This is a genomic window from Novosphingobium sp. 11B, assembly GCF_054589055.1.
The window spans coordinates 1-5,628 of record NZ_BAAILP010000164.1 but is presented as its reverse complement, the minus strand read 5'-3'; the positions used below and the strand labels follow the sequence as shown (position 1 = coordinate 5,628).

Sequence of the window (5,628 nt, the reverse complement as noted above, 5' to 3'; positions counted from 1 at the left end):
GCCTCGACGCCATCGCCGGGAAAGAACCCGCGATCGCGCGCGCGATCGCAATTGCAGGCTACCCCGAACCGCGCATCCGCGCGACCGGCTATGCGACGCTGCTGCGCACGATCGTCGGCCAGCAGGTGAGCGTCGCCGCCGCCGCCTCGGTATGGAACAGGCTGGAGGCGCTGCTGGGCGAGACGATGGCCCCCGAAGCGCTGCTGGCGGCCGAGTTCGACGCGCTGCGCGGCTGCGGCCTGTCGCGCCAGAAACAGGGCTATGCGCGCTCGCTGTGCGAATTGGTGGTGGCGGGTAGCCTCGACTTCGACAGTCTTCCCGCCGACGATGAGGAAGCGATCGCGCATCTCGTGCAGATCAAGGGGATCGGCCGCTGGTCGGCGGAAATCTACCTGCTCTTCGCGGAAGGCCGCCCCGACATCTGGCCGGCGGGCGATCTGGCGGTGCAGGTGGGCTTGGGGAAACTGCTGGGCCTGCCGGAGCGGCCGAGCGAAAAACAGACGCGGGAACTCGCCGAAGTCTGGCGCCCGCATCGCGGGGCGGCGGCGATCTTCACCTGGCACTGCTACAACAATCCGGCGCTTTGACGCCGTAAAGAAAGGGGCAGGCGCGATGCCCACCCCTCAACTTTATCAGATGCCGTCGACGGCCTTGCTGACCATGATGTTCACGGCCACGCGGCGGTTCTGCGCCTTGCCTTCCTCGGTCGAATTGTCAGCGACCGGATCGGCCATCGACATGCCGGTCGGCGTCAGCATGCGATAGGGCTTCCAGTGGCAGGCCTGCTGCAGATAATTGACCACTGCGCTGGCGCGCTTCTCGCTGAGCACCTGGTTCACTTCCTCAGGACCGGTCGAATCGGTGTAGCCGACGACGAGCAGGAGGGCATTGTCCATGCCTTCCGCCTGGGTCGCAGCCTGACACAGGTTCGCCTTCGCTTCCGGCGACAGCTTGGACACGCCGGTGTCGAAGTTCACGTTGGTCGTGCCCTTGATGTTGTACTTGTCGATGTCACCCATGCGGGCCTTCAGACCTTCGGTGGCCGCCTCGTTCGAGGCGAAGCGCTGGTCGGTGCCGTTGTGGATCATCTTGGCGGTCTTGAAGTCCTTGCCCTTCAGATCGATCTTGCTGGCAAGCAGACCGCCGCCGCCCTGCAGCGTCTCGACCTCGACCGGAATGCCGTTGAGCAGCGAAGTCGCGGCGATGCGGCTGCCGCCTAGACCCAGGAAGCCGCTGCTGGCCTTGATCTTGGTGGCATCGTTGATGGTCACAACCGTCTTGGTGCCGTCGTCCGAAGTGACCTGCATACGGTCACCGCTACGTGCGGAGATGATGCCCTTTACTTCCGGCCCCTTGACCATTTCGGGGCTGGTGTCGGTTACCTGTACCGCGAGATCGGAATCCTGCGCCGAAACGCTGACCGACGCGGCGCCGCCCAGCAGGGCAGCCATCAGGAGGAACCGGGGGCTCTTTGAAATGACACTCATTGCGTTACTCCTTCAAACACGACCAATCGGGCCTGCGGGGTCGCAGCTTTTCTCGTCCGGCCACCTAGCGCTTGAAAGCGCCCCGGGTTGCCGGAACCCGTCCATTCAGCTTCGTAAGATGTGCGGCGGAGCGACACCTGATCACCATGGATGTTCTGCGTGTTCAGGTTCACCTTGCGGGCAGATGAACGCGCGCCGCAACAGCAGCGCGAGGCCGGTAATGGGAGAGCAACGTGCGACGAACCGTTGCAGACTGTGTCCCGGCAAGCATCCGATCATGCCCCGGGACTATCGATCACTATATCTGGCCAGCATTGCTTCGCCGGTTCGCAGGTCGATTCAACGAGTAGCGAGCCCCACGAGCATTATATTTTTTTCTTCATGATGCAACCTTTTGGATTTTCACGAATAGTGCAGCATCGCGAGACACGCCCCGTAAAATCGACAGCACTGCTGACCACCCGCCCGATACGAGAGGCGGACGGCACCCGCGACTTCAGGCAATACTGTCGATGAAACGCGCCATCGCCACGTCCCTTTCGCTGAGGCCATCGGCATCATGCGTGGTCAGCGTGACACGCACGGTGGAATAGACGTTGAACCACTCCGGGTGGTGGTCGGCCTTGTCGGCATAGATCGCCACGCGGGTCATGAAGCCGAACGCCTCGTTGAAATCGCCGAATTTAAGCTCGGCTTCGATGGCGAGGCCGTCGGCCCGCAAGTTCCAGCGCGGCAATTCGGCGAGCGCAGCGTCGCGCTGGGCGTCGGTGAGGCGAACAATAGCCATTTCGGTCTCCTTGGCAGCCCGCAGCGTTTCCCCTAAGGCTCCCCCCCATGCAAGGGGCAGTGGTCAGCGCAACCGATCTCGCGTGCCGTCGGGGCGACAGGTTGCTGTTTGCCGGGCTTTCGCTCGCGCTTGGCAAAGGCGAGGCCATGCAGATCGCCGGCCACAACGGTATCGGCAAGTCGAGCCTGCTGCGCATTCTCGCCGGACTGGCGCCCGCGTTCGAAGGCACCGTCGCGGTAGACGGCGCCGTCGGCCTGCTCGACGAGCGCCCCGCCCTCGATCCGGCACTGCCGCTGGGCCGCGCGCTGGCATTCTGGCACCGGCTCGACGGAGCGGGCGGGGAGGACCATCTCAGGCGGCTCGGCCTCACCACGCTGCTCGACGTGCCGGTGCGCTACCTCTCCACCGGGCAGAAGAAGCGCGCCGCCTTTGCGCGTCTGCTGGGCCAGGGGGCGAATGTCTGGCTGCTGGACGAACCGCTCAACGGCCTCGACGGGCACGCCGTCGAACTCGCCGAGGCCATCACCGCCGAGCACTGCGCGAGCGGCGGCGTGGCGGTGATTGCCTCGCACCAGCCTTTCCGCCTGCCGGTCCTGCGCACGCTCCACCTCTCGGAATTCGCCGCGTGAGCCGGGTCATGGCGCTGCTGCGCCGCGACCTTGCGCGGCTGCTGCTCGGCGGGCGCGGTGGCGGGGCGCTGCTGCCGGTGCTGTTCTTCCTCTCGGTGTCGATGCTCTACCCCTTCGCGGTCGGGCCGGACGCGCCGTTGCTGGCGAAGACCGGCGGCGGGGTGATCTGGGTCGCCGCGCTGCTCGCCGCGATCCTGCCGCTGGACCGCCTGGTCGAACCCGACATCGAACAGGGCCTGTTCGACCAGTGGGCCTTGCGCGGCATCTCCGAGGAACTGGTGATCGCGGTGCGCGTGCTCGCCCACTGGCTGAGCTTCGGTCCGCCGCTGATGCTCGCCGCCCTTCCCGCCGCCGCCCTGCTGGGGCTGGACGGCCATAGCCTGCGCATCGTCGAGATCGGCCTGCTGGCGGGAACTCCCGGCCTTGCGGCGCTCGGCGTGACGGTGGCGGCACTGACGTCCGGCCTGCGCGGAGGCGCGGCGCTTTCGGGCCTTCTGGTCATCCCGATGGCCATCCCGGTGCTGATCTTCGGCGCGGGAAGCCTCGGCACCGGCGGCGAGAGCGGCCTTGCCCTCACTGCCGCCGCCAGCCTCGTGCTGATCGCCATCGCGCCGTTCGCGGGCGGGGCTGCGGTCAGAGCCTCGCGCGGCTGACGTCGTCCCGAACTTGATCCGGGACGACGAGGCGAAATCGCCGCAGCGTTTGGCGCTCTCTCCGACCCCGCGCATAGTGCCTCCCCGAGCCGAGTACATCGGCCCACCGAGGGGAGAGCGCCATGGAAACCGCCACAAAGTTGATGGCCGACGCGCAAGGCCAGACCGGGCTCGCTGATTTCGGCGATGACGGTTTTCGCGAGGGCCTCGAACGGCTGGTCCTGGCGCTGAACACCGAGGCGCGGCTTACCTCGACCGGGGAGCATGCGCTGCGCGACCGCATCCTGCTGCACTTGCGCCAGCGTCTGATGATCGAGGATTGGTACGCCCGCCACCCCGAGATCGACGACGAGGACATTCGCAGCCCCCTGTTCGGGGTCAGCCTGCCGCGCACGGGTTCCTCGGCGCTGTCCTACCTGCTCTCCAGCGATCCGGAGGTGCGTTACCTGCGGGTCTGGGAGAGTTCGCAGCCCTGCCCGCCGCCTTCGACGGTCGAGGGACCGGACCCGCGCCGGGGCGCCTCGGCCAGCGCCGCAGACGAGACGCTGAAGGGCGGCAGCCGCACGCCTTCCGGAATCGACGGCGCCATGGAGTGCCAGGATCTCATGGCGCTCGATTTCCGCAGCCAGATCTTCCAAGCCTTCGCCCAGGTGCCCAGTTACTCGCAGTGGCTGCTGGAGACGGCACACAGCGGCACCTACGCGTACCATAAGCGTACCCTAAGGCTCCTGCAGTGGGGTGAGCCCGCGCGGCCATGGCGCCTCAAGGCGCCGACGCACATGCTCTATCTGGATGCGCTCGACGCTGCCTATCCCGACGCGCGTTTCGTGATGACGCACCGTGATCCGACCGACGTGATGCTCTCGGTCGCAACCGTCTATGCCGAGATCATCGGCAAGTTCACCGACCACGTCGACCATGCCTACATCGGCGAACTCAACGTCCAGTGCTGGTCGGAGGCGATGACCCGCGCCATCGCCTTTCGCGAGGCCGGCAACGACCATCGTTTCTTCGACATCCACTTCCGCGCCATGCAGGCCGACCCGCTCGGCGAAGTGCGCCGCCTTTACGACTGGCTGGGCGAGACGGTCTCGCCCGCCTTCGCGCAGGCCATGGCCACATGGTGGGAGAGCAACACCGCCGCCGAGCGCATGGCCAAGCCCGATTCCGCCCGCTTCGGCCTCGACCCGCAGGCCGTGCGCGCACGCTTCGCCGATTACCTGAACCACATGGACCAGTGGGCCGCTTGATAAGAGGAACCCGAATGCCCGAACCGATCACCGGCAAGTACGACTTCGACGCCGACGCGCGCATGGCGCAGACCGTCGCCAATGGCCCACGCTACGCGCCGCTGCGGCTGGAGGACGTCACCCCCGAGGGCATGGAGCAGGTCCAGGTCATCCGCGCCGCGTTCTCCATCCCCGACAGCCGCCCCTTCCCCGACGTCAGCCTCATCACCTTGCGCCATCCGGGCATGTTCAAGGGCCAGATGGTGCTCGGCATCGAACTGGCGAAGGGCGCGATTCCCGGGCGCGATCGTGAACTGGCAGTCCTGCGCCTTGCCTGGCTCGCCCGCGCGCCCTTCGAATGGAGCGAGCACGTCGATATCGGCAAGGCCTTCGGGGTCACGGCCGAGGAAATCGAGCGCGTGCTGGAAGGCTCCGCCGCGCCCGGCTGGACCGAGCACGAATCGGCGGTCCTGCGCGGCGTGGAGGAACTGGTCGCCGACCACTGCCTGAGCGATTCGACATGGGCGACGCTGGCGAAAAGCTGGGACGAGAAGCAGATGCTGGAGTTCCCGCTGCTCGTCGGCTCGTACCTGATGACGGCGCTGCAGCAGAATTCGCTCAAGATCCAGCCGAAGGGCGGTTTCGACTACCGCTGATTCGGCGGTGAGGGACGCTGTGCCCGATTCTGTTGAAACCCCTGTGGATAAGCAGCGGACAATCGGAGCATAATCGAACCGTCATCCCAGCGAAAGCTGGGACCGCTGGCCGCGAACAGCCCACTTGGCGTGGTAATCCTTCTCACGACGGTTCGCGCCTAAAGACCGATAGCGGTCCCAGCCTTCG

At 66.3% G+C, this 5,628-nt stretch carries 7 protein-coding genes; 5 read left to right on the top strand and 2 right to left on the bottom strand.

The window, feature by feature from the left end; all coding sequences use genetic code 11:
* Positions 1–587, top strand: a 587-nt coding sequence (locus ACYPYD_RS15110; RefSeq protein ID WP_459663982.1) for a DNA-3-methyladenine glycosylase family protein, incomplete at its 5' end; no start/stop codon positions are given.
* Between the two features lie 45 nt (positions 588–632).
* On the opposite strand, the gene ACYPYD_RS15105 is transcribed toward ACYPYD_RS15110, so the two are convergent.
* Entirely contained in the window at positions 633–1,487 is an 855-nt protein-coding gene (locus ACYPYD_RS15105) for an OmpA family protein (RefSeq protein ID WP_008831092.1), read from the bottom strand.
* Positions 1,488–1,983: 496 nt separating this feature from the next.
* A complete protein-coding gene (locus ACYPYD_RS15100) occupies positions 1,984–2,274 on the bottom strand; it encodes a 4a-hydroxytetrahydrobiopterin dehydratase (RefSeq protein WP_008831091.1) in 291 nt (96 codons plus the stop codon).
* Positions 2,275–2,321: 47 nt separating this feature from the next.
* Here ACYPYD_RS15100 and ccmA point away from each other — a divergent pair, with 47 nt between their 5' ends.
* From ccmA to ACYPYD_RS15080, 4 genes are all read left to right on the top strand, one after another.
* Entirely contained in the window at positions 2,322–2,903 is a 582-nt protein-coding gene (ccmA, locus tag ACYPYD_RS15095) for a heme ABC exporter ATP-binding protein CcmA (protein ID WP_459663981.1), read from the top strand.
* 8 nt (positions 2,904–2,911) lie between these two features.
* Positions 2,912–3,556 (top strand): heme exporter protein CcmB, encoded by a 645-nt coding sequence (locus ACYPYD_RS15090; RefSeq protein ID WP_008831089.1) that lies wholly within the window; start codon positions 2,912–2,914, stop codon positions 3,554–3,556.
* 122 nt (positions 3,557–3,678) lie between these two features.
* Positions 3,679–4,806, top strand: coding sequence for a sulfotransferase family protein (locus ACYPYD_RS15085; protein ID WP_459663979.1), 1,128 nt, complete (start codon positions 3,679–3,681; stop codon positions 4,804–4,806).
* 14 nt (positions 4,807–4,820) lie between these two features.
* Positions 4,821–5,441, top strand: coding sequence for a carboxymuconolactone decarboxylase family protein (locus ACYPYD_RS15080; protein ID WP_008831087.1), 621 nt, complete (start codon positions 4,821–4,823; stop codon positions 5,439–5,441).
* Positions 5,442–5,628: the final 187 nt, after the last annotated feature.